Genomic DNA, 24274 nt, shown 5'->3' with positions numbered 1-24274 from the left:
AGAGAAAGACAACGAGATGACGATCACGACGAGACGTCGAGGATCGCTCGCCAAGGTCGAGGGCCGCCAGGCGCTGGGTTTCGCAAGCCCAGCCCTGGTGGGCCTCGCCCTGTTCACGATCGTGCCCGTGGGGCTCTCGATCGTGATGAGCGTCTTCGACTGGCCGACCTTCGGCGAACGCACCTTCAACGGGGTGGACAACTACGTCAAGCTGTTCACCAGCAGCCCGGACTTCTGGCCCGCGCTGCGCAACTCGGCCATGTACACGCTGCTGTACGTGCCGTTGAGCGTCGCTCTCTCGCTCGTGCTCGCCCTCGGTCTCGGTCCCCGCATCCGCGGCCGCGGTGCCCTGCGCGTCCTCTTCTTCATCCCCGTCGTGACCCCGATGGTCGCGAACGTCCTGGTGTGGAAGATGATGCTGCAGCCGCAGGGGCTCTTCAACGGCCTCTCGGTCACTTGGTTCGGCATCGAGCTGCCGAACTTCCTCGCCGACCCCAACTGGGCGATGATCATGGTCGTCGTGATGAGCGTCTGGCAGGGACTCGGCTACAACATGCTGATCTTCTCCGCCGCCCTCGAACAGCTCCCGGAGAGCGTCCTGGAAGCAGCCAGTATCGATGGCGCACAGGGCATCCGGCGTGTGTGGAGCATCATCATCCCGATGATCTCGCCGTCGATCTTCTTCGCGACGATCATGACGATGATCACCTCGCTCCAGGTCTTCGTCCAGCCGCAGATGCTCACCGGAGGCGGACCCGGCAACGCCACCAAGCCCCTCGTGATGTACATCTGGGAGCAGGGCTTCACCTTCGGCGATCTCGGACTCGCCGCCGCCGCCGCGTGGATCCTGTTCGCGATCATCATCGCGATCACGGGCATCCAGTTCGCCGCACAGAAGAAGTGGGTGCACTATGAGCACTGAGACCCTCGTCCGGCCCACCGGCACCGCCCCGCGGCGTCAGCGCGAGCGGGAGAAGGCGCGTGGTGCGGCGACCACGCCGGGCGCGCGCGCCCGGCTGATCCTCGCGCACGTCACCATCTACGTCGCGGCGCTCATCTTCATCGCGCCGCTCGTCTACGCGTTCTTCTCGGCCCTCAAGCCGAACTCCGAGATGTTCTCGATGCCGCCGACGCTCGTGGGCTCCGAGCTCCGCTGGAGCAACTTCGTCGACGTCTTCGCCTACGGACCGTTCCTCACGTACATCATGAACTCGTTCATCGTGGCGATCGGCGGCACCCTGGTCGTGCTCGTGGTGTCCACGACCGCCGGATACGCGTTCGGGCGCCTGCGGTGGAAGGGCCGCGACGCGGTCTTCGTCCTCTTCCTGGCCACGCTGATGGTGCCCGCCGAGGTGCTCGTCATCCCCATGTTCCAGGTCATGCAGTGGTTCAACTGGGTCGACACCTATCAGGCGCTCATCCTGCCCTTCGCGTTCGGCGCCTTCGGCACGTTCCTGATGCGGCAGTTCTTCCGCGGCATCCCCTACGAGCTGGAGGAGGCGGCCCGTGTCGACGGCGCCGGCCCTGTCCGGTCCTTCCTGCAGATCATCCTGCCGCTGTCGAAGTCCGCGGTCGCGGTACTCGCGGTCTTCACGTTCCTGTCCTTCTGGAACAGCTACCTCTGGCCCCTCATCGTCACGGTCGACTACAACGCGCACGGCACGCTGCCGGTCGGTCTGGCGAGCTTCGCCGGTCTCACCGGCACCCGGTGGGACCTGCAGATGGCCGCCGCCATCATCTCGATGATTCCGACCACCCTGCTCGTGATCGTGCTGCAGAAGCACCTGGTCAAGGGCATCGCGATGGCCGGACTGGGCGGACGATGAACGCGGTCGGGCAGCAGACGGACGACCCTCGACGAACGACCACGGGCCCCGGGTCCGACTTCGCTCTGGCGGGGGTGGACATCGGGGGCACGAAGATCGCGGCCCTCGTCGTGGACGCCTTCGGAGACGTCCTCGCACGCGGAAGCGTCCCGGCGCCCGCGAGCGTCGGCGGCTCGGCGATGGCGGACGCCGCGGCCGGCCTCGTCGCGCGGCTGGCGGCCGAGGCCGGTGTCGCCGTCGCCGCGGTGGGGGTGGGTGCCGCAGGCGTCATCGACCATGAGAGCGGCACCATCCGTGCCGCATCCGCCCTGTTCGCAGACTGGGCGGGCTTTCCGCTCGGCCCGGAGCTGGCGCAGCGCGTCGGCGTCCCGGTGCGGGTCGAGAACGACGTGAACGCCTTCCTCCTCGGAGAAGCCGCCGCGGCGGGTCCGAGCGTTCCCGATGTGCTCGGTGTGATGCTCGGCACGGGCGTCGGCGGCGCGCTGGTCATCGGCGGGGAGCTGCACCACGGCCCCCACGGCGCGGCCGGCGAGATCGGGCACACGCCCGGTTACAGCGACCTCGTCTGCACCTGCGGGCAGACCGGTCACCTGGAGACCCTGGCGTCCGGGACGTCGATCGCCCGGCGGTTCGAGGAGCGCACCGGTCGTCCGGTGAACGATGCCAGGGAGGTCGCGGAGGCCGCACGGGCCGGCGACGCCGACGCCCGCGCGGTGTTCGACGCCGCCGGTCGGGCGCTCGCTCTCGCCTGCGCCAGTGCCGCGACGCTCCTCGACCTGCCGATCGCCATCGTCGGCGGCGGGGTCACGGCCTCCTGGGACCTCCTGGAGCCGTCGATCGAGCGGACGCTCGGTACCGATGCCCCAGTGTCGGGCATCGCGCTGCGCGTCGTCCCCGCCGTCCTCGGAGCCGACGCCGTCGCGCTCGGCGCCATCGAGAGCGCACGACGCGCCCTCGCCCCCGTTTCCTGACCACGACTGCGACCGCAGAGGAGAACACCACCGTGACCGCACGCCCGGAAGCCCACGAGATCTGGATGGGTCCGCTGCCGCCGCTCGCCGAGGGCGGGCTCGCGCGGCCCCGGATCGGCATCGGCGGCATCTCCATCGAGTCGAGCACTTTCTCCCCGCATATCTCCGGGGACGAGGCCTTCACGATCCGCACCGGCGATGCACTGCGGGCGTACTACCCGTTCCTCGACGCCGGACGCGAGCTCGCCGAGGCCGCGGAGTGGGTCCCGCTCACGCACGGCCGTTCGCTGCCCGGCGGTGCCGTGGACCCGGACACCTACCGCCGGATGAAGGACGCGATCGTCGAGAGGATCCGCACGCAGGGGCCGTTCGACGGATTCTTCTTCGACATCCACGGCGCGATGAGCGTCGTCGGGATGGACGATGCCGAGGGCGACCTCGCTCTCGCGGTGCGGGACGCCCTGGGCCCGGACACCCTCGTCTCCACATCGATGGACCTGCACGGCAACGTCTCGGAGACTCTGCGCGACGCGGTGGATCTGCTCACCTGCTACCGGATGGCGCCGCATGAGGACTGGCTGAACACGAAGGAGCGGGCGGTGTGGAACCTGCTCGACCGTCTCCGCGGCCCGCACGGCAGCGACGTGCAGGCACGGCGGCCCTTCACGGCCTGGGTGCCCGTGCCCGTGCTGCTGCCCGGGGAGAAGACGAGCACGCGACTGGAGCCCGCGCGGAGCATCTACGCCGAGCTGCCGGAGATCGAGGCGCTGCCGGGCGTCGTGGACGCGTCGGTGTGGATCGGCTATGCATGGGCCGACGAGCCGCGCTGCCAGGCGTACGTCGTGGTCATCGGGGACGACAGGGAGGTCATCGCCCGTGAGGCGGAGCGCGTGGCCCGGATGTTCTGGGAGGCACGGAAGGACTTCGTCTTCGTCGCGAAGACGGGAAGCCTCGACGACGCGCTGGAGGAGGCGCTGGCCCCCGGTGCCCCGCATCCGTACGTGATCTCCGACTCCGGCGACAACCCGACGGCCGGGGGAGCGGGCGATGTGACCTGGACCCTCGCCCACCTGCTGCAGCGACCCGAGCTCACCGACGGCACGCACACGACGCTGGTCGCCTCGATCTTCGATCCGCGGGCCGTCGCCGAAGCCGTGGAGGCGGGCGTCGGTGCGACGGTCACGCTGTCAGCCGGAGCCGCGGTCGATTCCGGGCCCCACGGACCGGTCGAGATCACCGGCACGGTGTTCTCCGTCACCGACGGCGACCCGGACGCCGGCACCCAGGTGGTGCTCGCGGTCGGCGGGCTGCACGCCATCCTGACCGAGCGCCGCAAGCCCTTCCACCACCTCTCCGACTTCCGGATGCTGGGGCTCGAGCCGACGACGGCCGACATCGTGGTCGTGAAGATCGGCTACCTGGAGCCGGAGCTGTACGAGCTGGCAGCGGGATGGACGCTGGCGCTCACCCCGGGCGGGGTGGACCAGGACCTGCTCCGCCTCGGACACCATCGCCTGCGCCCCGCGGTGTTCCCGTTCGACACGACAGGCGACCCCGATCTGACCGCGGTGGTCGTGCGCCGCGGGGCCGACGAGGAGGACACGGCATCATGATGAACTTCGAGAAGCGCACCGGCCCCGACTTCGGTGCGGCGTCCCCGGTCTACCCTGCGAACGGCGTGCCGGACTGGTACCGCGACGCCAAGCTCGGCTTCTTCGTGCACTGGGGGCTGTACTCCGTGCCGGCGTGGGCCGTGCAGCACGGGGAGGGCGTGAACATCCCCACCGAGGATGCCTATGCGTGGCACCAGTACGCGGAGTGGTACGGCAACACGGTGCGCATCCCGGGCAGCCCGACGTGGGAGCGCCACCAGCGCACCTACGGTCCTGGGACCTCGTACGAGGACCTCGCCGACCAGTGGGACGCCGACGCCTTCGATGCCGAGGCCTTCGTCGGTGAACTCGTCGCGGCCGGAGCGCGCTATGTCGTGCCCACGACCAAGCACCACGAGGGGTTCTGTCTGTGGGACACCGCCACGACCGGATTCAACGCCGTCGCGCGCGGCCCTCGCCGTGACCTCATCTCCGAGTTCCACGACGCCACGCGGCGGGCGGGAGCCAAGTTCGGCGTGTACTACTCCGGAGCGCTCGACTGGCACGTCAGCGACTTCCCGCCGATCGAGTCGGACACCGACCTGTTCCGGTTCCGTCGCAACGACGCCCACTTCTCCCGCTACGCCGCCGCGCAGCTCGAGGAGCTCGTGGAGCGGTTCGCGCCCGACGTGCTCTGGAACGACATCGAGTGGCCGGACGGCGGCAAGGGCACGGAGGAGTACGCCGTGGCCGCACTCCTGCAGCGGTACTTCGACGCCGTCCCGGACGGTGTGGTCAACGACCGCTGGGGTGTGCCGTACCACGGGTTCCTCACCCGCGAATACACGGACATCCCGGACATCATCCCCGAGCCGTGGGAGTCGACCCGCGGGCTCGGCTACTCGTTCGGGTTCAACCAGGCGGAGGACGAGCGCCACTCGCTCTCCGGCGCGGCCCTGATCCGGCTCCTCGTCGACGTCGTCGCGAAGAACGGCAACCTGCTCATCAACGTCGGCCCCGCGGCGGACGGATCCATTCCGGCGCTGCAGCGGAAGGCGATGCAGGAGCTCGGCAGCTGGCTGGCCGTGAGCGGTGCGGCGATCTACGGCACGCGGCCCTGGACGCGGATGGGGGAGCGCACGGGGGCTCCTCGCCGCTACACCACGTCCACCGACGCGGTGCACGTGCATGCGCTCGAGCCGGCGGACGGCGAGTTCGAGCTGCCGTCCGAGCTCACGGCCGCTGCGCTGTCGTGGGCCGACGGGACCCCGGCGGAGGTGTCCGCAGACGGCGGTTCGACCCGCATCGTGATCCCGGCCGGTCTCCGCGAGGCTCCGGTCGCCGTGCTCACCGCGCACGGCGCCTGACACACGCTCCGCAGAAGGGCCCCCGTCGGTGATCCGACGGGGGCCCTTCGTCGCTGAGCTAGGGGCGCGTGCGCTCCTCGAGAACCTCGATCACGTGGCGGTACGGGCGGCCGGTGGCGCGGGTCATGCCGATCTCGCACGTGCGGTTGGCCGACACGAAGGCGTCGAAGCCGCCGCGGGCCGTATCGGCCGCGGAGACTTCGGCCGATTCCTGGGCTGTCGCGCTCGCGGTGAGCTCGGGGTGCAGCATGCCGCGGTCACCGGCGAACGCGCAGCAGCCCCAGCCGTCGGGCACGAAGACCTCGTCAGCGACGGCGGCGGCGATCGCCGTCAGCGCCCCGGTCGCGCCGAGCGCGGTCGTCGAACAGGTCGGGTGCACGGCGATCGAGGGGAGCTTCGCATCGACGGAGAGGCGCGGCAGCACCTCCCGCGCGACGCACGTGGTGGCGTCCTCGATGCGCAGACCGGCGTACTCCGGATGGGCGGCGACGGCCTGGGTGAGCATGACGTCGAGGCCCTCGGTGCAGGAGGCCGCGTCGCAGACGACCGGGAGCTCCCCGTGGCGGCTGGCGTCCCAGAGCGAGGCCAGCACCCGCTCGGACATGAGGCGATAGCCGTCGAGGTGTCCCTTGGACTTCCACGGCGTCCCGCAGCAGAGCCCGCCGTTCTCCTCCGGGACCACGACGGGGATCCCGGCGCGGTCGAGCAGGGCGCGCAGGGCGTCGCGGGAGCCGGGACCCTCGTCCTCCGGACCGAACATCGTGCCGATGCAGGCGCCGAAGAAGACGGCCTGGGCGTCGGGAGGCGAGACCGGTCGAGGCGGCGCGGTGCCGCCGCGGGGGAGGCCGCCGTCGTAGAGGGGGACGGTGTCGGCGCCGAGCACCGCGCGCCCGACCCGCGTCGCGCCGCGCACGAGCGGGACAGGGAGAGCATCGGCGACCGTGAGGGCGACGCCGCCGGCGCGCGTGACGGTGCTCCAGTGCTTCGCCGCCGTTCCCCAGGCTGCACCCTCCACGGCGTTCTCCTGCTCGGCCCGGAGGCGGCGGACGAGGTCGCCGGTGTTGATGTCCACCGGACACGCCACGCCGCACATGCCGTCGACCGCGCAGGTCTGCACGCCGTCGTAGTCGTAGTCCGCGCGCAGGTCCCGCAGCAGCGCCGTGTCGCCCTGCTCCTCGGCCCAGGCCATGTCCCGCCGCAGCACGATGCGCTGCCGCGGGGTGAGCGTGATGCTCTTGCTCGGGCAGGTCGGCTCGCAGTAGCCGCACTCCACGCAGCGGTCCACCTCGCGCTCCACCGTGGGCACGCGCTTGAGATCCCGGAGGTACGAGTCCGGGTCGTCGGACAGCACGACGCCGGGGTTGAGGATCCCGTCCGGATCGAACAGTCGCTTGATCTCCCACATCATGTCGGTGAGCTCGTCGCCGTACTGACGCCGCACGAACGGCGCCATGATGCGTCCGGTACCGTGCTCGGCCTTGAGGGATCCCTCCTGTGCGAGGACGAGCTCGACGAGGTCGTCCGTGAAGCGGCGGTACCGCGCCACGCTCTCGGGGTCGTCGAAGCGCTCGTTCAGCAGGAAGTGGACGTTGCCGTCCTTCGCGTGCCCGAAGATCACGGAGCCCTCGTAGCCGTGCTCCGCGAACAGCTCGATCAGTCGCTCGCAGGTGGCCAGCAGCCGGGGGACGGGGACGACGATGTCTTCGAGGAGCGCGGTCGTCCCGGACGGCCGCGCCCCGGCGACAGCGGTGTAGAGGCCCTTGCGGACGTGCCACAGTGCGGCGCGCTCGGCGGCATCGGTCGTCAGGCGTGGGGCGACGGCGAGGGGGAGGGCATCGAAGTGCGCCTGCGCTGATGCGCTCGCGACGGCGAGGGCGTCGTCATCCACGGCGTGCACCTCGACCAGGAGGGCGGCGTGGCCCTGGACGTCGATCTCGGAGATCGCGGCGGGGACGTCGCTCAGGCCCTGGGCGACGCGCAGCGAGGCGGCGTCCAGGAGTTCGATCGTCGCGAGTCCGAGCTCCGTGAGAGCGGGGAGCGCGGTCATCGCCGCCGACAGCGTCTCGAAGACGAGCAGACCGGTGGCGATCGCGGGGCGCACCTCGATGGTGCGGAAACGGGCCTCCGCGACGAAGCCGAGGGTCCCTTCCGATCCGATGAGGAGGTGTTCAAGGATCCGCACCGGGTCGTCGAAGTCGAGCAGGGCGTTCAGGCCGTAGCCCATCGTGTTCTTCATCGAGAACTGCTGCCGCAGGAACGCGACGTTCCCGGGCGAGGCGAGCAGACGCTCCCGGAGCGACGACAGCCCGGCGAACAGGGCGGGTTCCGCGGCGCGGAGCACGTCCGCGGCGTCCGCGCGTCCGGTGTCCAGGACGGTGCCGCTGGGCAGCACGACGACCATCGACGTGATCGTCTGGTACGAGTTCTCCGTGATGCCGCAGGCCATGCCGCTGGAGTTGTTCGCGACGACGCCGCCGATCGTGCAGGCGATCTCGCTGGCCGGATCCGGCCCGAGCTTGCGGCGGTACCGGGCCAGCCGCGTGTTCACCTGTCGGACGGTGGCCCCGGGGCCGACCCTGACCGCGGCGCCGTCGTCGTCGATGTGGATGTCGCGGAAGTGGCTGCGCGTGTCGACGAGGATATCGCCGCTGACGCCCTGTCCGGAGAGGCTGGTGCCGCCGGAGCGGAACGTGAGCGTGCGTCCGGCCGCCCGGACCGCCGAGAACGCGCGGGCGACGCCCTCCGCGTCCGCGGGGGACAGCACCGCGTCCGGGACGAGCAGGTAGTGCGAGGCGTCGTGGGCGCGGGCGAAGCGGTCGATGGATCGGGCGTGGACCTGCGTCTCGGGCCCCAGCAGTGCGGGATCGAGGGGGTGGTCGAGGGTGGTGGGCACGGTGCTCCTCTGCTCCGCTCGAAGATTGTCTGACAAGTGTACTGAATGACGGACGCCTCACTAGACTGTTCCGCATGACCTCGATCGCGGAGCGCCCCCTCGGCGTGGTCGGCGTGGTCGACGCCGTGACCGGACAGCTGCGCAGCCGGATCCTCTCCGGCGAGATCCGCTCGGGGGAGCCGCTGACCGAGGCGGCGGTCTCCCAGGCCTACGGCGTCGCCCGTCCCAGCGCGAAAGCGGCCATCGAGCAGCTGGTGGCCAGCGGACTGCTCGTGCGGACGGCCCATCGCACGGCGCGCGTGGTCGGCATCGAGGCGGAGACCGTCCGCGACGTCTACCGCACGCGGATCCGGCTGGAGAGCGCGGCGCTGCGCGAGCTCGCGGAGAGCGCTGCTGTGCCGGCGGCCGCCGTGGCGGCGAACGCCGAGCTGCAGGCGATGGCGCCTGGCCCCGATCCCGCGACGGTCGATCCCGACCTCCGCTTCCACACGGCGCTCATCGACGCCCTGGGCAGCGAGCGGACCAGCCGCATGTACCGGAGCGTGCTGGACGAGGTGCGGCTGTGCATGGCGCAGGTGCAGGGTCGGCGTCTCCTGGATGCCGAACTCATCGCCGCGCAGCACGCGGAGATGCTCGAGGCTGTCGCCGCCGGGGACGCGGAGCGCGCCGCCGCGGTGCTGCGCGCCCACCTCGCCTCGGCGGAGGACCGTCTCGTCGAGGCCTTGAGCGCCTCCTGACGTCAGCCTTCGTCGGCGGGGGCGTCCTGGATCCGGATCGGGGCATCCGTCGGGTCGGCCCAGACGGGAGCGGGCAGAGGCGTGTCGACCTGACCGGCCTGGATCGCGCGGAGGGCCTCGGTGATCTCGTCGGCGTTCTCGGGTACCGCGAGGCCGCAGGTGCGCAGCTCGGAGGCGAACTGCAGTGTGAGCCGGATCTTCCCCGCCTCGATGGCCTCGGAGGTGGTGCCGGTGCGGATCTCGCTGCCGGTCTGGATCGCGGGCACCTCATCGCAGACGTGATAGACCTTGCCGCCGTCGACCCACACGACCTCATCGGCCCCGAGGAGCTGGATCACGGCCGACTGGTCTGCGGTGTACTGCTCCACGGACGGCGGGGCGAAGCTCGTCCCGACGATCGCGGCGAGGACGGCCAGGACGATGCCGACGATGCCGGCGGTCGCCTTCTGCCCCTTGTCCATGTCCTTGTTCAGGAAGATGAGGATGACCAGGGGGAGGAAGGCCACGACCGCGATGATCGCGCCGAGCTGGTTCTGGACGAAGAACCGCGTCTTGTCGGCGCGGCGCGCGGGGTCGAGAGTGTTGGCCTTCTTCCACAGGATCGAGCCGATGATCGACAGCGCCGCGATCACGACCAGCAGGACGAGCAGGGTGATGAACGCCCACTGGGGGAACTGCGCCGTCGCTCCCTGCTCTTCCAGGAGGCCGGTGTCCGGATCGCGGAGCAGCGCGCCGCCCTCGTCGACGAACTCGCGCTGGCGCAGGAGCCAGAAGATGCCGACGGCCTCACCCGCGATCGCGAGCGCCCAGAGGACCGCGGCGATGATGCGGAAGCGCGTCGCGGAGGCCTTGGCCTCCGGGCTCGGCGTCCAGCCCGCGGGCGGTTCGCCGGTCGTGGCGCCGGCCGTGGAACGACGCGGCGCAGCAGACGACGTGGGCTCGTTCTCGGCCATGGTTGTCCTTTCCCCCGAAAGTCCCCGGCGACCCCGCCGAGGCATCCCCGAGCCTAGTGGTCGGGGTGTCCTACTCTGGAGAGATGACATCCGATTCGGACGACGCCCTGAGCTGGGACGGCGACGACAGCGCGGAGCAGCGCCCCCGGGACGCCGCACGGCGTTCCACGCCTGCTCCGGAACCGATCCCGGCCGAGGCCGTCGCACCCTCGGCGTCTGCACCCGCGTCGGTGGACGAGGAGACCGCAGCGCCCTCCGGTCTCAGCAATGCGATGCTGGTACTCGTCGGTGTCGTCGGGGGCGTCTACCTGCTCTACACCGTGGGGTGGATCGCCGGCGGTCTCCGCCTGCAGCCGCTCGCCTCGTTCCTCGTCGCGGATTTCATGTTCCTGCCCTGGTTCGTGCTGGCGATCGCCGCCCCCGCGCTCTGGTTCCTCGCGACGTGGGTGCTGACGCGGGGCCGGGCCTCCTGGATCCGCGCCGCCGTGCTCCTGGCCGGCGTCGTGCTGCTCGTGCCGTGGCCGTTCGTGACCGTGGGGGTGATCGGCTCATGACCGCTCCGAAGTCACCGTCCGCCGTGGCGACCGGCTCGCCGCGCTGGCTCGTGTGGACCGTCATCGCCCTCGCCGGGCTCTTCTACGCGTATGCGGTGTGGAACGCCGTCGCGCACCTCATCACCATGGCCCAGACCGGCCTCACCGGCACCGGATGGGCGACGCTGCTGTTCGGTGTCGTGTTCCCCGTGATCGTGTTCGGGTTCGCCTTCGCGATCGGCCGACGCCGTCGTGTGGGGGAGCTCGCCCTGACCTTCCTCGCCGGACTCGGCATCGTCGCGGTGTTCTGGATGAGCCTGCTCGCGCTGAGTCTGACGCTGCCCAGCGCCTGAGCCGAATCCGTCGCGCCGTCACACGGCACGGAGCGCCCCCGGGGCTCCGGTAGAGTTGTCGCGATCGCGCCCCCGACGGTGTGCGGCGCATCGGCCCCTCCCGCCTGTCGCGCTGCCCCGAAGGATCCACTGTGCCGAAGCCTGTCGTGCTCATCGCCGAAGTACTCTCTCCCGCCACGATCGAGGCGCTCGGCCCCGACTTCGACGTCCGCCACGTCGACGGCACCGATCGCGAGGCGCTCTTCGCCGCCCTCGCGGAGTCGGACGCGGTGCTCATCCGCTCCGCGACCCGCATCGACGAGGAGGCGCTGTCGCACGCGCCGAAGCTCAAGGTCGTCGCGCGGGCCGGTGTCGGCCTCGACAACGTCGACATCAAGGCTGCGACCGCGGCCGGCGTCATGGTCGTCAACGCCCCGACGTCGAACATCGTCTCCGCCGCCGAGCTGACGGTCGGCCACATCCTCAGCCTCGCCCGCCGGATCCCGGCCGCGCACGCCTCGCTGTCCGCCGGCCAGTGGAAGCGCAGCTCCTTCACCGGTGCCGAGCTCTTCGAGAAGACCGTCGGCATCGTCGGCCTCGGCCGGATCGGCGCTCTCGTCGCCGCTCGTCTGGCCGCCTTCGACATGCGCGTCGTCGCGTACGACCCCTACGTCACCTCGGCGCGCGCTCAGCAGCTCGGCGTGCAGCTCCTCTCGCTCGACGAGCTCGTCGCCGAAGCCGACTTCCTCACGATCCACATGCCCAAGACCCCGGAGACGACGGGCATGATCGGCGCCGAGCAGTTCGCCGCCATGAAGCCGACCGCCTTCGTCGTGAACGTCGCCCGCGGCGGGCTCATCGACGAGGAGGCGCTGCACGAAGCTCTCGTCGCCGGTGAGATCGCCGGTGCGGGTCTGGACGTCTTCACCTCCGAGCCCCCGGCCGAGGGTGGCAGCGCCCGTGCCCTGCTCGACCTCCCGAACGTCGTCGTCACGCCGCACCTCGGTGCGAGCACGGAAGAGGCACAGGAGAAGGCCGGCGTCTCGGTCGCGCGCTCGGTGCGGCTCGCGCTCGGCGGTGACCTCGTCCCGGATGCGGTCAACGTCGCGGGCGGCGTCATCGACCCGTACGTGCGTCCCGGCATCTCGCTCGTGGAGAAGCTCGGTCAGATCTTCGCCGCACTGGCCACGTCGCCGCTCACGAGCCTCGACGTCGAGGTGCACGGCGAGCTCAACGACTACGACGTGAGCGTGCTCAAGCTCGCGGCCCTCAAGGGTGTCTTCACGAACATCGTGAGCGAGACCGTGTCGTACGTGAACGCGCCCCTCCTGGCGGAGCAGCGCGGCATCGCGGTGCGCCTGCTCAAGGACGACGTGAGCGAGGAGTACCGGAACGTCATCACCCTCACGGGGGCGCTGTCCGACGGATCGCAGCTCTCGGTGTCGGGCACGCTGACCGGACCGAAGCAGGCCGAGAAGCTCGTCGGCATCAACGACCATGCCTTGGAGCTGCCGATCGAGAAGCATCACGTCGTGATGCTCTACACCGACCGCCCCGGCATCGTCGCCGTCTACGGACAGAAGTTCGGCGAGGCCGGGATCAACATCGCCGGCATGCAGATCTCGCGGCTCGCGGCGGGCGATCAGGCGCTCAGCGTGCTGACGCTCGACTCGCCCGTGTCCGAGGAGCTGCTGGACGACGTGCGCGGTGCCATCGACGCCGACCTCTTCCGTCAGATCGAGATCACCGAGGTCTGACACCGCAGAGCGGGGGAGAAGGGCGGGAGCGCGAGGCTCCCGCCCTTCTCCGTACCCGCAGCCTTGTCCGGCGTCAGGCGGTGGCGCGCAGCACGAGGGCGATGAGATCGGCGAGCTCGTCGCTGCGTGGGACCAGGCGCTCCGGCCCATGCACGTCGAGCGAGTTGTTGAAGTAGAGGCCGTCGCTCACGAGCATCACGAGGTCGAGGCTGGCGGTGTCGCGGACGTGCGGACGGATCGTCTCCGCCCAGCGACGCCGGGTATCCCGGAGCATGTCGGACGCGGCGGTAGAGCCGCCCTGGGCCAGCCGGGTCGTGGCGATGAGCGCCCGATCGAGGGCGTCGTCCTCCATCACCGAGGTCCGCACGTAGTAGGCGACGGGGCCCTCCTCGGCGGTGCGCATGCGCTCCAGGTCGAGGGTGGTCAGGTGGTCCAGGCGCTCCAGGAGCCCGGTCTCCAGGTCGTCCTTGGAGCGGAAGTGGTAGAGCAGGCCGCCCTTCGACACGCCGGCGGCCTTCGCCGTGGCCTCGAGCGTCGCGGCGCGTTCGCCGTCGTCGATGAGGATCGCCTCGAAGGCGTCGAGGACCTTCTCACGGGCGAGGGGAGGGCGGGGCATCGGTCATCCTCTGAGCGGGATCGGGAGGGCTGCGTCTGTTACTATACCATCCGGACGGTTTAGTAACGAGCGGTCCACAGGAAGGAAAGGTGTTCCATGACCCGTACTGCGTCGATCCCGACGACAGAGACGGAAGCTCCCCGCGTCGGAGCTCGGGGGTGGGCGGCGCTCGTCGTCCTCATGCTCCCGGTGCTGCTGGTGTCGGTGGACAACACGGTGCTGAGCTTCGCGCTGCCCGAGATCTCGATCTCGCTCGCGCCGAGCGGGGCCGAGCAGCTGTGGATCATCGACGTCTATCCGCTCGTGCTCGCCGGACTCCTGGTGACCATGGGGACGCTGGGCGACCGCTTCGGGCGCCGCCGCCTGCTCCTCATCGGAGCCACGGGGTTCGCCGTGGTCTCCGCTCTGGCCGCCTTCGCGCCGACCGCGGGACTGCTCATCGCGGCGCGCGCCCTGCTCGGCTTCTTCGGCGCCATGCTCATGCCCTCGACTCTTTCGCTGCTGCGGTCGATCTTCCAGAACCGCGACCAGCGCCGCATGGCCATCGCGGTCTGGGCGTCTGCGTTCTCCGCCGGATCCGCGCTCGGCCCCATCGTCGGCGGCTTCCTCCTCGAGCACTTCGCGTGGGGCTCGGTGTTCCTCATCGCCGTCCCCGTCCTCATCCCGCTGCTCATCGCCGCGCCGCTGCTCGTGCCGGAGAGCCGTGACCCGAATCCCGGCCGCATCGACCCGCTCAGCATCGTGCTCTCGATGGCCGCGATGATCCCGGTCGTCTACGCCATCAAGTCCTTCGCGGTCGACGGCCCGTCGCTGTACGCCGGGGGATGGGCGCTGCTCGGCCTCGTGATGGGGACGTTGTTCGTGCGCCGTCAGCTCCGTGCCGACACCCCGATGCTCGACATGGCCCTGTTCCGCCGCGGGTCGTTCTCGGGGGCGATCCTGGTGAACCTGCTCAGCGTCGTGGCCCTCGTCGGGTTCCTGTACTTCGTCTCGCAGCACCTGCAGCTCGTGCTGGGGCTCTCGCCGATGGTCGCGGGCCTCGCGCTCGTGCCGGGGATGGCGGCGATGATCGTCGCCGGACTCACGGTGGTGCCGATCTCGCGACGGGTTCCGCCGCACGTCCTCATCCCGGCGGCACTGGTGTTCTCCGTCGTGGGGTACCTCATCGTCGCCTTCACGACGCACGAGCACGGCGTGGCGCCGCTCATCCTCGCCTTCGTCGTCCTCGGCATCGGCATCGGTGCGGCCGAGACCATCTCGAACGAGCTCATCCTGTCCAGCGCCCCCGCCGCGAAGGCCGGTGCCGCGAGCGCGGTGTCCGAGACGGCGTACGAGCTCGGTGCCGTGCTGGGGACCGCGATCCTGGGCGGCATCATCACCGCGTTCTACCGCGGCGCGCTGGTGCTGCCCGAGGGGCTTCCGGCCGAGGTGGCCCGCGCTGCGCAGGAGACGCTGGCCGGTGCGTACACCGCCGCCCACGAGCTCCCGACCGCGCTCGGCGACGCCCTGTGGCAGGCAGCGGCCGACGCGTTCGGCTCGGGCGTCACCGTGACCTCGCTCATCGGGGCGGGCCTCGTCGTCGTCGCGGCGGTCATCGCGGCCGTCACACTGCGCAAGGCACCCACGCACTGACCACTACGCTGGGGGGACCGGCCCGTTCGACCCGCGGTCGCGCCGCGGTCGGTCCACCCCCGTGCAGTGCGCAAGGAGTCTCATGTCGCGTGTCGTGAAGCTGGCCGTCATCCCGGGTGACGGCATCGGTCCCGAGGTCATCGCCGAGGCGGAGAAGGTGCTCGACGCCGTCACGGCCGACAGCGACGTGACGTTCGACAAGACCCGCTTCTCGCTCGGTGCCGGACGGTACCTCGAGACGGGCGACACGCTCACGGACGACGACCTCGCCGCGATCGCCGCCCACGACGCGATCCTCCTCGGCGCGGTCGGCGGGACGCCGGGCGACCCGCGGCTGAAGGACGCGAACATCGAGCGTGGGCTGCTGCTGAAGCTCCGGTTCACGCTCGACCACTACGTGAACCTGCGTCCCTCGAAGCTCTTCACCGGAGCTCCCGGTCCGCTGTCGGACCCGGGCGAGGTCGACTTCGTCGTCGTTCGCGAGGGGACGGAAGGTCCCTACGTCGGCAACGGCGGAGCGATCCGGAAGGGGACGCCGCAGGAGGTGGCGAACGAGACCTCCGTGAACACGGCGTTCGGTGTCGAGCGGGTCGTCCGCTATGCGTTCGCCCTCGCGGAGCGCCGCCGTCAGAAGCTCACCCTGGTGCACAAGACCAACGTGCTCGTGCACGCCGGCGCGATCTGGCAGCGCATCGTGAACGAGGTCGCCGCCGAGCACCCCGACGTCGCCGTCGACTATCTGCACGTCGACGCCGCCACCATCTTCCTCGTCACCGATCCCTCGCGCTTCGACGTGATCGTGACGGACAATCTCTTCGGTGACATCCTCACCGACCTCGCCGGCGCCGTCACGGGCGGCATCGGCCTCGCCGCCTCCGGGAACATCAATCCCGATGGCAACTTCCCGTCGATGTTCGAGCCTGTGCACGGCTCGGCTCCGGACATCGCGGGTCAGCAGAAGGCCGACCCGACCGCCGCGATCCTCTCCATCGCGCTGCTGCTCGACCACCTCGGCCTGACGGCCGAGTCGGCGCGTGTGAGCGCCGCGGTCGAGGCGGACATCGCCGCCCGCAGCGGTGCCCGCACCACCGCGGAGATCGGCTCCGCGATCACTGCCCGTCTCTGAACGGCGGGCGTAGGCTGACAGGGCGCGAGGATGCGCCCACCCCACGAGGATTGGATGACGACATGACGACGATCGACGCCGAGACGAGCGTGGCTCCCCTGGAGTTCGCCGTGACGAAGAACCTGAACGCGGCCTCGCCGGCACGCGTCGCCGAAGTGCTGGAGAACCCCGGTTTCGGGGTCGTCTTCACCGACCACATGGTCGACATCTGCTGGTCGGTCAAGGGCGGCTGGCACCGTCCGCGTGTGCAGCCCTACGGCCCGATCCCGCTCGACCCCGCGGCGTCCGTGCTGCACTACGCACAGGAGATCTTCGAGGGCATCAAGGCCTACCGGCACGCCGACGGCTCGATCCACACCTTCCGTCCCGACCGCAACGCCGCGCGCCTGCAGGCCAGTGCCCGCCGCCTCGCGCTGCCGGAGCTGCCGACGGAGTACTTCATCCAGTCGCTGCGGGAGCTCATCGCCGTCGACGGCCGGTGGGTGCCCTCCGGTGCCGACCAGAGCCTGTATCTGCGTCCGTTCATGTTCGCCAAGGAGGCCTTCCTCGGCGTGCGGGCCGCGCAGAAGGTCGCCTACTACGTGATCGCCAGCCCCGCGGGCGCCTACTTCACCGGAGGCGTGAAGCCGGTGCGCATCTGGCTCTCCGAGGACTACGCCCGCGCCGGCCGCGGTGGCACCGGCAAGGCGAAGACGGGGGGCAACTACGCCTCCAGCCTCCTGCCGCAGGCCGAGGCCAGCGCGAAGGGCTGCGACCAGGTCGTGTTCCTCAACGAGAACCGCGACGTCGAGGAGCTCGGCGGCATGAACGTCGTGTTCGTCTTCAAGGACGGTCGTGTCGTCACGCCGGAGTCCGACAGCATCCTCGAGGGCATCACGCGGGATTCGTTGCTGCAGCTCGCCGAGGACCGCGGCTACACGGTCGAGAAGCGACCGATCTCGATCGACGAGTGGCGCGAGGGCGTGGCCTCCGGCGACATCGTCGAGGTGTTCGCCTGTGGCACGGCCGCGGTCGTGACGCCGATCGGCGCGCTCGTGGGCGAGGGTTTCGACGAGCCGCAGCCGCTGGGCGAGCTGGCGCTGTCGCTCCGCGAGGAGCTCACCGACATCCAGTACGGCCGCCGCGAGGACAAGCACGGCTGGCTCCTCCGCCTCGACGCCTGATTCCATTCCCCGAGACCCCGTCTTCCCGCCGACACCCCGCCGTGTCGACGCGTGGTAGGCGGGGTCTCGTCGTGTACCCGGGGTCTCGCGCGCCGGGGTCGTTCCTGCACAGTGCGGGGGGAGTGGGGGATGAGGGGTGGGGGGGTGTGGAGAACGGGGGGAGGAGAGAGTGAGCGGGGGAGAGTGAGGGGATGTCGCGGCGCCTCTCGTTCTCCGATGCCTGGGATCTCGTGCGGTCGCGGGAGGAGGTCCTCGATGCGGGCGTCACGGAACGGGAGCTGGCGGCGGCGGTCGCGCACGGCAGGCTACGGCGCGTGCACCGCGGGGCGTACGTCGACGCGGATGTCTGGGACGAGCTGTGGCCAGAGGGGCGGCAGCTCGTGCGGGTGTGCGCCGTCCGCAGGGCCAGTCCGGGCGGGGGTCCCGTGTTCTCGCACCTCTCCGCCGCCGCGCTCTGGGGGCTGCCGCTCGTGGGGCCGATCCGGGACGACGTGCACACCGCGATCCGCAGCCGTCGGCACACCAGGACCGAGGCCGGGGTCGTCCGACACCAGATGATGCTCGACGAGGGCGATGTCGTCCGGCGGCACGGGCTCCGGTGCACGTCGCTGGCCCGCACCGTGTTCGATCTCGCCCGACTGCTGCGACCGGAGGCCGTCGTCGCCGCGAGGGATGCGGCACTGCGGCTGGTCTCGGTCGACGGGCACGAGGTGGACCAGGATGCCGTCGCCGCCTGGCGGGCCGAAGTCGAAAGCCTGTGCGTGCCGGGACTCCGGGGTGTGCGGCGCGCGCGATGGATCGGAGCCTTCGCGGATGGACGGGCGCAGCTCCCGGGCGAGAGCGTGAGTCGCCTCCAGTTGCATCGACTCGGGTTCCGAGACATCGATCTGCAGGTCCCCATCGTGGGCTCCGACAGCGCGCGGTACTTCGCCGACTTCGGGTTCCCGCGGTCCCGGGCCTTCGGAGAGTTCGACGGGGAGGACAAGTACCGGGACGCAGAGCTGCGGACGATGCCCACGGCAGCCGATGCGGTGATGGCGGAGAAGCACCGCGAGGACGAGATCCGCGGGGTGACCGGCTGGCGGGTGGTGCGCTGGGGCTCCCGGCACATCCGCACCCCTGAGGACCTCGGACGACGGCTCGGCGCGTTCGGCGTCCGTCCTCCCGGATGAGTTCCACCGGGGCCCTGGGCTTCCGTCGAGACCCCGCCTCTCCCGCGCAAGCGAACCGGGGTCTCGACGACAAACCGGGGTCTCGACGATAAAGGAGGGGATCTAGGCTGGAGGCATGAAGATCGCCCGGTTCAGCCACGACGACGCCATCATGTACGGGATCATCGACGACCGCGAGCTCGTGGTCCTCGCCGGGGACCCGATGTTCTCTGGGTACGAGACCACCGGCGCCCGCGTCCCGCTGACCGAGGTCACGCTGCTCGCGCCCGTCATCCCGCGCTCCAAGGTCGTGTGCGTCGGCAAGAACTACCACGATCACGCCGCCGAGATGGGGGGAGTGGCCCCCGAGGAGCCGCTGCTGTTCCTCAAGCCGAACACCGCCGTGATCGGCCCGGACGACGCGATCGTGCGTCCCACCGCGCTGTCCGAGCGCACGGAGTACGAGGGCGAGCTCGTGGTCGTGATCGGACGGATCGCGAAGAACGTGAAGGCGGAGAACGCCCTCGACCACGTGCTCGGCTACACGATCGGCAACGACGTCACCGCACGCGACCTGCAGCGCAAGGACGGGCAGTGGTCGCGGGCGAAGGGCTTCGACACATTCTGCCCGCTCGGACCCGTGATCGAGACGGACTTCGACCCCGCGCAGGCCACGATCGAGACGCGGGTCAACGGCGAGGTTCGCCAGCACGCGCCGCTCACCGACATGATCCACTCGGTCGCCGCGATCATCGAGTACGCCTCCGCGGTGTTCACGCTCCTTCCGGGCGACGTCATCATGACGGGGACACCCGCGGGCGTCGGCACGTTCGAGGCGGGCGACACCGTCGAGGTGGAGATCTCCGGACTCGGCATCCTGCGCAACCCCGTGCGCGACGCCGCTCCCGCGTCATGACCGACGTCGCCCTCACGGCGACGCAGCAGCAGGCGGTCCAGCGCCGCACCGTGCTCGTGCTGTCGCTGGGGCAGGTGCTGGGCGGCATCGCCTTCGGCGCCACCGTGTCGCTCGGTGCGCTGCTCGCCGCGGACATCTCCGGCAGCGACGCGCTCTCCGGGCTCGCGACGGCATCGGTGACCCTGGGCGCCGCGCTCTGCGCGATCCCGCTCGCCCGGATGGCCGCACGGCTCGGACGCCGCCGCGCCCTCACCCTCGGCAATCTCTTCGCCCTCGTCGGCATCGCCGTGGTGATCCTCGCGGCGTCGGTGCGCGTCTTCCCGCTCCTGCTCGTCGGCATCCTGCTGATCGGTGCGGGGAACGCGGGCAACCTGCAATCCCGGTTCGCGGCCACGGACCTCGCGGCGCCGCAGCACCGCGGGCGTGACCTCTCGATCGTCGTCTGGTCCACGACGATCGGCGGCGTGGCGGGACCGCTGCTGCTCGGCCCGGGGGAGATGGTCGGACAGGCGATCGGGATGCCTCCGCAGACGGGTTCCTACGTCTTCTCGTTCGTCGCGCAGTGCGCGGCGCTCGCGCTCTACCTCGTCGCCCTGCGCCCCGATCCGCTGCTGTCCGCGCAGCGACTCGCTCAGGCGGCGGCCGCGACGACGAGCGCCATCGTGGCGGACCGCCCGCGCGTGGCCCGCTACGCGATCTTCGCCATCGCGGGGTCGCACGTGGTGATGGCGTCGGTCATGGCGATGACCCCGGTGCATCTCTCGCACATGGCCCACGGCGCTCACGGTGCGGCGGCGACACCGGCGGACGTCTCAGCGCTCGTCGGCATCACCATCGCGCTGCACGTCGGCGGCATGTACGCGCTCTCGCCGGTGTTCGGCGTGCTGGCCGACCGCTGGGGGCGGCTGCGCGTGGTGCTGCTCGGGCAGGCTCTGCTCGGCGGCGCCCTGGCCTTCGCCGTCTTCGCGGGCACCGAGGCGTGGGGCGTCATGGTCGCCCTCATCCTCCTCGGCCTCGGCTGGAGTGCCGCGACGGTCGCCGGTGCCGCGCTGCTCACCGAAGCCTCCGCGCCCGAGGTGCGCACTCGTCGTCAGGGACGCAGCGACTCGCTGATGAGCCTGTCCGCCGCCGCCGGGTCCGTCCTCGCCGGCATCGTGCTGTCGAACTTCCAGTACGCCGGGCTCGGCATCGCGGCCTCGGTGCTCGTCCTCGCGATCGTCGCGCTGTCACCGCTCGCCCGGAGCAGCGCGCGGTGAAGGCCTGGGACGGCGTCGGAGAGGCCTATGCCGCTTCGTACGCCGCCCTGTGCGCCGGGACCTTCGAGCCTCTTACCGCCGCACTCGGCCCGGCGGAGGGTCGTGGCCTGCTGGACGTCGGCGCGGGGGAAGGCCGTCTCACGTCCCGCTTCGCACGCCGGGGATGGGACGTCACAGCCTGCGAGCCCGAGCCGACGATGCGTGCCGTCGCCCACCGGGAGCACCCGACGCTGCGCATCGTCGAGGGCGGGCTGCCGACGCTGCCCTTCGGCGACGGGTCCTTCGATGCCGCCGTGGCGAACTTCGTGCTGAACCACGTCTCCTCCCCGCGGACCGCCGCCCGCGAGCTGGGTCGGGTCGCGCGTGGTCCGGTCGCCGCGACGATCTGGACCCGTTCGCCGTCGTGGTTCTGGGCGGAGGTCGTCGAACGCGCGGGGTTGCCGCCGTACGCGGGGGAGAGGCTCCCCGCCGAAGAGGACTTCGCACGCACCCCGGACGGCTTCGCGGACGTGCTCACCGACGCCGGGCTCCCGGAGGTCGTGGTCACCGAGCACACCTGGACGTGGGAGGCCGACCCCGGCGCGCTGTGGACCTCCGTCGAAGGGGGTGTGGCCGGCGCCGGCGCCCAGTACGCCCTGCTCTCCACGGCCGAGCGCCGCCGGTTCCGCGCGGGGTTCGAGGAGACGGTCGCGGCGCATCGGGTGGGAACAGTGCTGCCCCTGGAGCACCGCGCGGCGGTGGCGGTCTCGCGCCGGGGCTGACCCGCCCGCACCCGTAGAATCGAAGGGCTATGGCTACTCCGCATCCCCTCACCACGACCGCCAGCGGCGCCGACGTCCGCGTCCGCTTCTGCCCCTCTCCGACGGGGCTGCCGCACGTCGGCATGGTCCGCACGGCTCTGTACAACTGGGCCTATGCCCGTCACAACGGCGGGAAGATGGTGTTCCGCATCGAGGACACCGACGCCGCGCGCGACAGCGAGGAGAGCTTCCGCCAGCTCGTCGACGCGCTCGCGTGGCTGAAGATCGACTGGGACGAGGGTGTCGAGGTCGGCGGCCCGCACGCCCCGTACCGGCAGTCCGAGCGGCACGACATCTACCGCGAGGTGATCGACAAGCTCCTCGCGACGGGCGCGCTCTACGAGAGCTACTCGACGGCCGAGGAGATCGACGCCCGCAACGAGGCCAACGGCCGCGCGAAGCAGCTCGGCTACGACAACTTCGACCGTAACCTCACCGACGAGCAGAAGGCCGCCTTCCGCGCCGAGGGCCGGCAGCCCGCCCTCCGCCTGCGGGTGCCGGACGAGGACCTCACGTACGTCGACCTCATCCGCGGCGAGGTCACCTTCCCCGCGGGCTCCTTCCCGGACTTCGTCGTCGTGCGCCCGAACGGGGTGCCGCTGTACACCTTCGTGAACCCCGTCGACGACGCGCTGATGGGCATCACGCACGTGCTCCGCGGCGAAGACCTCATGCCCTCCACCGCGCGCCAGCTCTCGCTCTACGCCGCTCTCATCGACGCGGGTGTGACGACGTTCGTGCCGCGGTTCGCCCACATGCCGCTCGTGCTGGGGGAGACCGGCAACAAGAAGCTCTCCAAGCGTGACCCCCAGGCCGATCTGTTCCTGCACCGGGAGCGCGGCTTCATCCATGAGGGCCTCCTGAACTACCTCGCGCTCCTGGGCTGGTCGATCGGCCCGGACCGCGACGTGTTCTCGCTCGACGAGTTCATCGCCGCGTTCGACATCGAGAACGTGAACCCCAACCCGGCCCGCTTCGACCAGAAGAAGGCCGAGTCGATCAACGGCGACCACATCCGCATGCTCGACGTGAAGGACTTCGCCGAGCGCACGGTGCCGTACCTCGCCGCGGCCGGTCTGTTCGACGAGCCGACCCACGAGCAGCTCGTCCTCGCCTTCCGCGCGGCGCCGCTGGTGCAGGAGCGCGTGCAGCTGCTGGGCGAGGTGCCGGGCATGCTCGGCTTCCTGTTCCGCGACGAGGTGTCGTACGACGCGGATGCGCTCAAGGGGCTGCCGGCCAACGCCGCCGCGGTGCTGGACGCCTGCGTCACCGCGCTGGAGCCGGTCGCCGACTTCACCCCGGAGAAGATCCAGGAGGCGCTCTCGACGGCGCTCGTGGAGAACCTCGAGCTCAAGCCGCGCGTGGCCTACGGGCCGCCGCGCGTGGCCATCACCGGCCGCCGCGTCTCGCCGCCCCTGTTCGAGTCGATGGAGCTGCTGGGCAAGGACGAGTCGCTGCGCCGCCTGCGCGCGCTCTCGGCGTTCCTCGCGAACTGATCCGCGACGCGCCCGAGCGGCGACACGGCACCGGTGGTTTTGGTGATCGGTCGCCGCTCGGGTAAGCTTGACTCTCGGTGCGAGGCTCCGGTTTCGCCCTTGGGGTATGGTGTAATTGGCAACACGGCTGATTCTGGTTCAGTTGTTCTTGGTTCGAGTCCAGGTACCCCAGCACTTCGAAAACCCCCGCTCCGGTGGGGGTTTTCTCGTTCCCCCGGCAGGAACGTCAGTGCTCACGCAGCTTCGAGGAAGGGCTCGTACCGGTAGCCCGCCTCGTCGAGGATCGAGACCGTGGATTCGGGGACCTCTTCGAACGCACCGGGCAGATCGTTCAGCGGCTCGGAGACGATCACGTGCGCCCGGCGACCGAAGACGCGAAGACGTTCCGCATCGGGGTACATCCGACGAAGAGTCTCGATGTCGGTGGAGTGGAAGAGGGAGCGGGAGCGTCCGGCGGTCGAATAGCGGATCGCCCACACGGTGGCGCCGTCGGAGACCGCGAAGGTGCCCTGCACCGGGAAGCGGATGCCATGCTCGTGGCCCACTCGTTCGGCCTCCCGGATGGCCGCCCGCATCCCCGCGATCGGATCGTCCTGCAGGCCGAGTGTCAGGGCGAGGTGGAACAGCACCTCGGAGTCGGTGGTGCCCTGGATCTCCGGGTAGAGGGAGGGATCGACGGCGAGAGTGAGGTCGCGTTTCACCGTCAGGAAGTCCGTCAGGCCGCCGTTGTGCATGAAGAGCCAGTTCGCGTGCCGGAACGGGTGGCAGTTGGTCTGCTGAACCGGCGGCCCGGCGGCGGCTCTCACATGGCTGAAGAACAGCGGGCTGCGGATCATGCGGGAGATCTCGCGCAGGTTCAGATCGTTCCAGGCGGGCTCCATGCTCCGGAACAGCGCGGGCCCCGGCGGCTGCCCCGAGTCCTCACGGTTCGACACCGGATACCAGCCGAGGCCGAACCCGTCCCGGTTCACGGTCTCCGCGCCGAGTGGCGAGTCCAGGGACTGCGCCACGAGCGAATGTCGCGCGTCGAGGATCACCTCCGACGGGTGCAGCGGTTCTCCCACATACGCCAGCCACCGGCACATGTCGACACCTCGTCCCCGACCCGATCAGGTCTGTGCCCGACGATACGCTCGGTCGGCCTCCCCGGCGAGACC

At 70.6% G+C, this 24274-nt stretch carries 21 protein-coding genes and 1 tRNA gene; 18 read left to right on the top strand and 4 right to left on the bottom strand.

From position 1 onward, the window contains the following. Positions 1-16 precede the first annotated feature (16 nt). The 5 genes from AB1285_RS08065 to AB1285_RS08045 all read left to right on the top strand — a co-directional run bounded on the left by AB1285_RS08065 (position 17) and on the right by AB1285_RS08045 (position 5756). The gene (locus AB1285_RS08065; protein WP_370428913.1) at positions 17-922 is read left to right on the top strand and encodes a carbohydrate ABC transporter permease; all 906 of its coding nucleotides are present in this window, start codon (positions 17-19) and stop codon (positions 920-922) included. Beyond that, a complete protein-coding gene (locus AB1285_RS08060; protein ID WP_060920974.1) occupies positions 912-1826 on the top strand; it encodes a carbohydrate ABC transporter permease in 915 nt (304 codons plus the stop codon). The genes AB1285_RS08065 and AB1285_RS08060 overlap by 11 nt, the downstream gene beginning before the upstream one ends. After that, positions 1823-2797: an ROK family protein gene (locus tag AB1285_RS08055; RefSeq protein WP_370428912.1), complete on the top strand. Its 975-nt coding sequence runs from the start codon at positions 1823-1825 to the stop codon at positions 2795-2797. Before AB1285_RS08060 ends, AB1285_RS08055 begins: the two co-directional genes overlap by 4 nt. A gap of 65 nt (positions 2798-2862) precedes the next feature. Further along, positions 2863-4410 (top strand): M81 family metallopeptidase, encoded by a 1548-nt coding sequence (locus tag AB1285_RS08050; protein ID WP_370428939.1) that lies wholly within the window; start codon positions 2863-2865, stop codon positions 4408-4410. After that, a complete protein-coding gene (locus AB1285_RS08045; protein WP_370428911.1) occupies positions 4407-5756 on the top strand; it encodes an alpha-L-fucosidase in 1350 nt (449 codons plus the stop codon). Before AB1285_RS08050 ends, AB1285_RS08045 begins: the two co-directional genes overlap by 4 nt. Before the next feature lie 58 nt (positions 5757-5814). Here the strand turns inward: AB1285_RS08045 and AB1285_RS08040 are convergent, their stop codons facing one another. Further along, positions 5815-8649 (bottom strand): FAD-binding and (Fe-S)-binding domain-containing protein, encoded by a 2835-nt coding sequence (locus tag AB1285_RS08040; protein ID WP_370428910.1) that lies wholly within the window; start codon positions 8647-8649, stop codon positions 5815-5817. Between the two features lie 74 nt (positions 8650-8723). Between AB1285_RS08040 and AB1285_RS08035 the strand changes: the two genes are divergently transcribed. After that, a complete protein-coding gene (locus tag AB1285_RS08035; protein ID WP_292794377.1) occupies positions 8724-9386 on the top strand; it encodes a GntR family transcriptional regulator in 663 nt (220 codons plus the stop codon). A gap of 2 nt (positions 9387-9388) precedes the next feature. Here AB1285_RS08035 and AB1285_RS08030 read toward each other — a convergent pair whose 3' ends face one another. Next, complete coding sequence (locus AB1285_RS08030) at positions 9389-10339, bottom strand: hypothetical protein (RefSeq protein WP_292794380.1); 951 nt, start codon at positions 10337-10339, stop codon at positions 9389-9391. A gap of 83 nt (positions 10340-10422) precedes the next feature. Here AB1285_RS08030 and AB1285_RS08025 point away from each other — a divergent pair, with 83 nt between their 5' ends. The 3 genes from AB1285_RS08025 (at position 10423) to serA (ending at position 12961) form a co-directional block, all read left to right on the top strand. After that, entirely contained in the window at positions 10423-10893 is a 471-nt protein-coding gene (locus tag AB1285_RS08025) for a hypothetical protein (protein ID WP_292794382.1), read from the top strand. Continuing rightward, on the top strand, positions 10890-11225 hold the full coding sequence (locus tag AB1285_RS08020; protein ID WP_292794385.1) for a hypothetical protein: 336 nt from the start codon (positions 10890-10892) through the stop codon (positions 11223-11225). The genes AB1285_RS08025 and AB1285_RS08020 overlap by 4 nt, the downstream gene beginning before the upstream one ends. Before the next feature lie 131 nt (positions 11226-11356). Further along, positions 11357-12961, top strand: a complete 1605-nt coding sequence (gene serA / locus AB1285_RS08015) for a phosphoglycerate dehydrogenase (RefSeq protein ID WP_105949735.1) — start codon at positions 11357-11359, stop codon at positions 12959-12961. A gap of 73 nt (positions 12962-13034) precedes the next feature. Here serA and AB1285_RS08010 read toward each other — a convergent pair whose 3' ends face one another. After that, positions 13035-13577, bottom strand: coding sequence for a TetR/AcrR family transcriptional regulator (locus tag AB1285_RS08010; protein WP_268776402.1), 543 nt, complete (start codon positions 13575-13577; stop codon positions 13035-13037). Between the two features lie 96 nt (positions 13578-13673). On the opposite strand from AB1285_RS08010, the gene AB1285_RS08005 reads away from it, so the two are divergent. The 9 genes from AB1285_RS08005 (at position 13674) to AB1285_RS07965 (ending at position 23289) form a co-directional block, all read left to right on the top strand. Further along, positions 13674-15209 carry an MFS transporter gene (locus AB1285_RS08005; protein ID WP_292794393.1) on the top strand — a complete coding sequence of 512 codons (1536 nt, stop codon included), beginning with the start codon at positions 13674-13676 and terminating at the stop codon, positions 15207-15209. Positions 15210-15291: 82 nt separating this feature from the next. After that, the gene (locus AB1285_RS08000; protein WP_259951707.1) at positions 15292-16335 is read left to right on the top strand and encodes a 3-isopropylmalate dehydrogenase; all 1044 of its coding nucleotides are present in this window, start codon (positions 15292-15294) and stop codon (positions 16333-16335) included. Positions 16336-16397: 62 nt separating this feature from the next. Beyond that, complete coding sequence (locus AB1285_RS07995) at positions 16398-17498, top strand: branched-chain amino acid aminotransferase (protein WP_187663936.1); 1101 nt, start codon at positions 16398-16400, stop codon at positions 17496-17498. 191 nt (positions 17499-17689) lie between these two features. Further along, positions 17690-18670: a type IV toxin-antitoxin system AbiEi family antitoxin domain-containing protein gene (locus AB1285_RS07990; RefSeq protein ID WP_292794401.1), complete on the top strand. Its 981-nt coding sequence runs from the start codon at positions 17690-17692 to the stop codon at positions 18668-18670. A gap of 115 nt (positions 18671-18785) precedes the next feature. Then, on the top strand, positions 18786-19565 hold the full coding sequence (locus AB1285_RS07985) for a fumarylacetoacetate hydrolase family protein (protein ID WP_187663938.1): 780 nt from the start codon (positions 18786-18788) through the stop codon (positions 19563-19565). Beyond that, on the top strand, positions 19562-20821 hold the full coding sequence (locus AB1285_RS07980; RefSeq protein ID WP_292794405.1) for an MFS transporter: 1260 nt from the start codon (positions 19562-19564) through the stop codon (positions 20819-20821). Before AB1285_RS07985 ends, AB1285_RS07980 begins: the two co-directional genes overlap by 4 nt. Then, the gene (locus AB1285_RS07975) at positions 20818-21582 is read left to right on the top strand and encodes a class I SAM-dependent methyltransferase (protein WP_187663940.1); all 765 of its coding nucleotides are present in this window, start codon (positions 20818-20820) and stop codon (positions 21580-21582) included. Before AB1285_RS07980 ends, AB1285_RS07975 begins: the two co-directional genes overlap by 4 nt. A gap of 29 nt (positions 21583-21611) precedes the next feature. After that, entirely contained in the window at positions 21612-23117 is a 1506-nt protein-coding gene (gene gltX / locus AB1285_RS07970; RefSeq protein ID WP_292794410.1) for a glutamate--tRNA ligase, read from the top strand. 100 nt (positions 23118-23217) lie between these two features. Next, positions 23218-23289: transfer RNA gene (locus AB1285_RS07965), tRNA-Gln, on the top strand. A gap of 61 nt (positions 23290-23350) precedes the next feature. Here the strand turns inward: AB1285_RS07965 and AB1285_RS07960 are convergent. Then, the gene (locus tag AB1285_RS07960) at positions 23351-24202 is read right to left on the bottom strand and encodes a class II glutamine amidotransferase (RefSeq protein ID WP_370429116.1); all 852 of its coding nucleotides are present in this window, start codon (positions 24200-24202) and stop codon (positions 23351-23353) included. Positions 24203-24274: the final 72 nt, after the last annotated feature.

The sequence above is a fragment of the Microbacterium sp. NRRL B-14842 genome (genome assembly GCF_050470785.1).
The sequence above is the reverse complement of the archived record's forward strand: the minus strand, read 5'-3'. Positions and strand labels throughout refer to the sequence as shown.

Excerpts from the sequence above, each read along its gene's own strand:
- AB1285_RS08050 (WP_370428939.1), top strand. The coding sequence starts at position 2,863 with ATGGGTCCGCTGCCGCCGCTCGCCGAGGGCGGGCTCGCGCGGCCCCGG.
- AB1285_RS07995 (WP_187663936.1), top strand. The coding sequence starts at position 16,398 with ATGACGACGATCGACGCCGAGACGAGCGTGGCTCCCCTGGAGTTCGCC.
- AB1285_RS08020 (WP_292794385.1), top strand. The coding sequence starts at position 10,890 with ATGACCGCTCCGAAGTCACCGTCCGCCGTGGCGACCGGCTCGCCGCGC.
- AB1285_RS08010 (WP_268776402.1), bottom strand. The coding sequence starts at position 13,577 with ATGCCCCGCCCTCCCCTCGCCCGTGAGAAGGTCCTCGACGCCTTCGAG.
- AB1285_RS08055 (WP_370428912.1), top strand. The coding sequence starts at position 1,823 with ATGAACGCGGTCGGGCAGCAGACGGACGACCCTCGACGAACGACCACG.
- gltX (WP_292794410.1), top strand. The coding sequence starts at position 21,612 with ATGGCTACTCCGCATCCCCTCACCACGACCGCCAGCGGCGCCGACGTC.
- AB1285_RS07980 (WP_292794405.1), top strand. The coding sequence starts at position 19,562 with ATGACCGACGTCGCCCTCACGGCGACGCAGCAGCAGGCGGTCCAGCGC.
- AB1285_RS07990 (WP_292794401.1), top strand. The coding sequence starts at position 17,690 with ATGTCGCGGCGCCTCTCGTTCTCCGATGCCTGGGATCTCGTGCGGTCG.
- AB1285_RS08045 (WP_370428911.1), top strand. The coding sequence starts at position 4,407 with ATGATGAACTTCGAGAAGCGCACCGGCCCCGACTTCGGTGCGGCGTCC.
- AB1285_RS08000 (WP_259951707.1), top strand. The coding sequence starts at position 15,292 with ATGTCGCGTGTCGTGAAGCTGGCCGTCATCCCGGGTGACGGCATCGGT.
- AB1285_RS07985 (WP_187663938.1), top strand. The coding sequence starts at position 18,786 with ATGAAGATCGCCCGGTTCAGCCACGACGACGCCATCATGTACGGGATC.
- AB1285_RS08060 (WP_060920974.1), top strand. The coding sequence starts at position 912 with ATGAGCACTGAGACCCTCGTCCGGCCCACCGGCACCGCCCCGCGGCGT.
- AB1285_RS08005 (WP_292794393.1), top strand. The coding sequence starts at position 13,674 with ATGACCCGTACTGCGTCGATCCCGACGACAGAGACGGAAGCTCCCCGC.
- AB1285_RS08035 (WP_292794377.1), top strand. The coding sequence starts at position 8,724 with ATGACCTCGATCGCGGAGCGCCCCCTCGGCGTGGTCGGCGTGGTCGAC.
- AB1285_RS08065 (WP_370428913.1), top strand. The coding sequence starts at position 17 with ATGACGATCACGACGAGACGTCGAGGATCGCTCGCCAAGGTCGAGGGC.
- AB1285_RS08030 (WP_292794380.1), bottom strand. The coding sequence starts at position 10,339 with ATGGCCGAGAACGAGCCCACGTCGTCTGCTGCGCCGCGTCGTTCCACG.
- AB1285_RS07960 (WP_370429116.1), bottom strand. The coding sequence starts at position 24,202 with ATGTGCCGGTGGCTGGCGTATGTGGGAGAACCGCTGCACCCGTCGGAG.
- AB1285_RS08025 (WP_292794382.1), top strand. The coding sequence starts at position 10,423 with ATGACATCCGATTCGGACGACGCCCTGAGCTGGGACGGCGACGACAGC.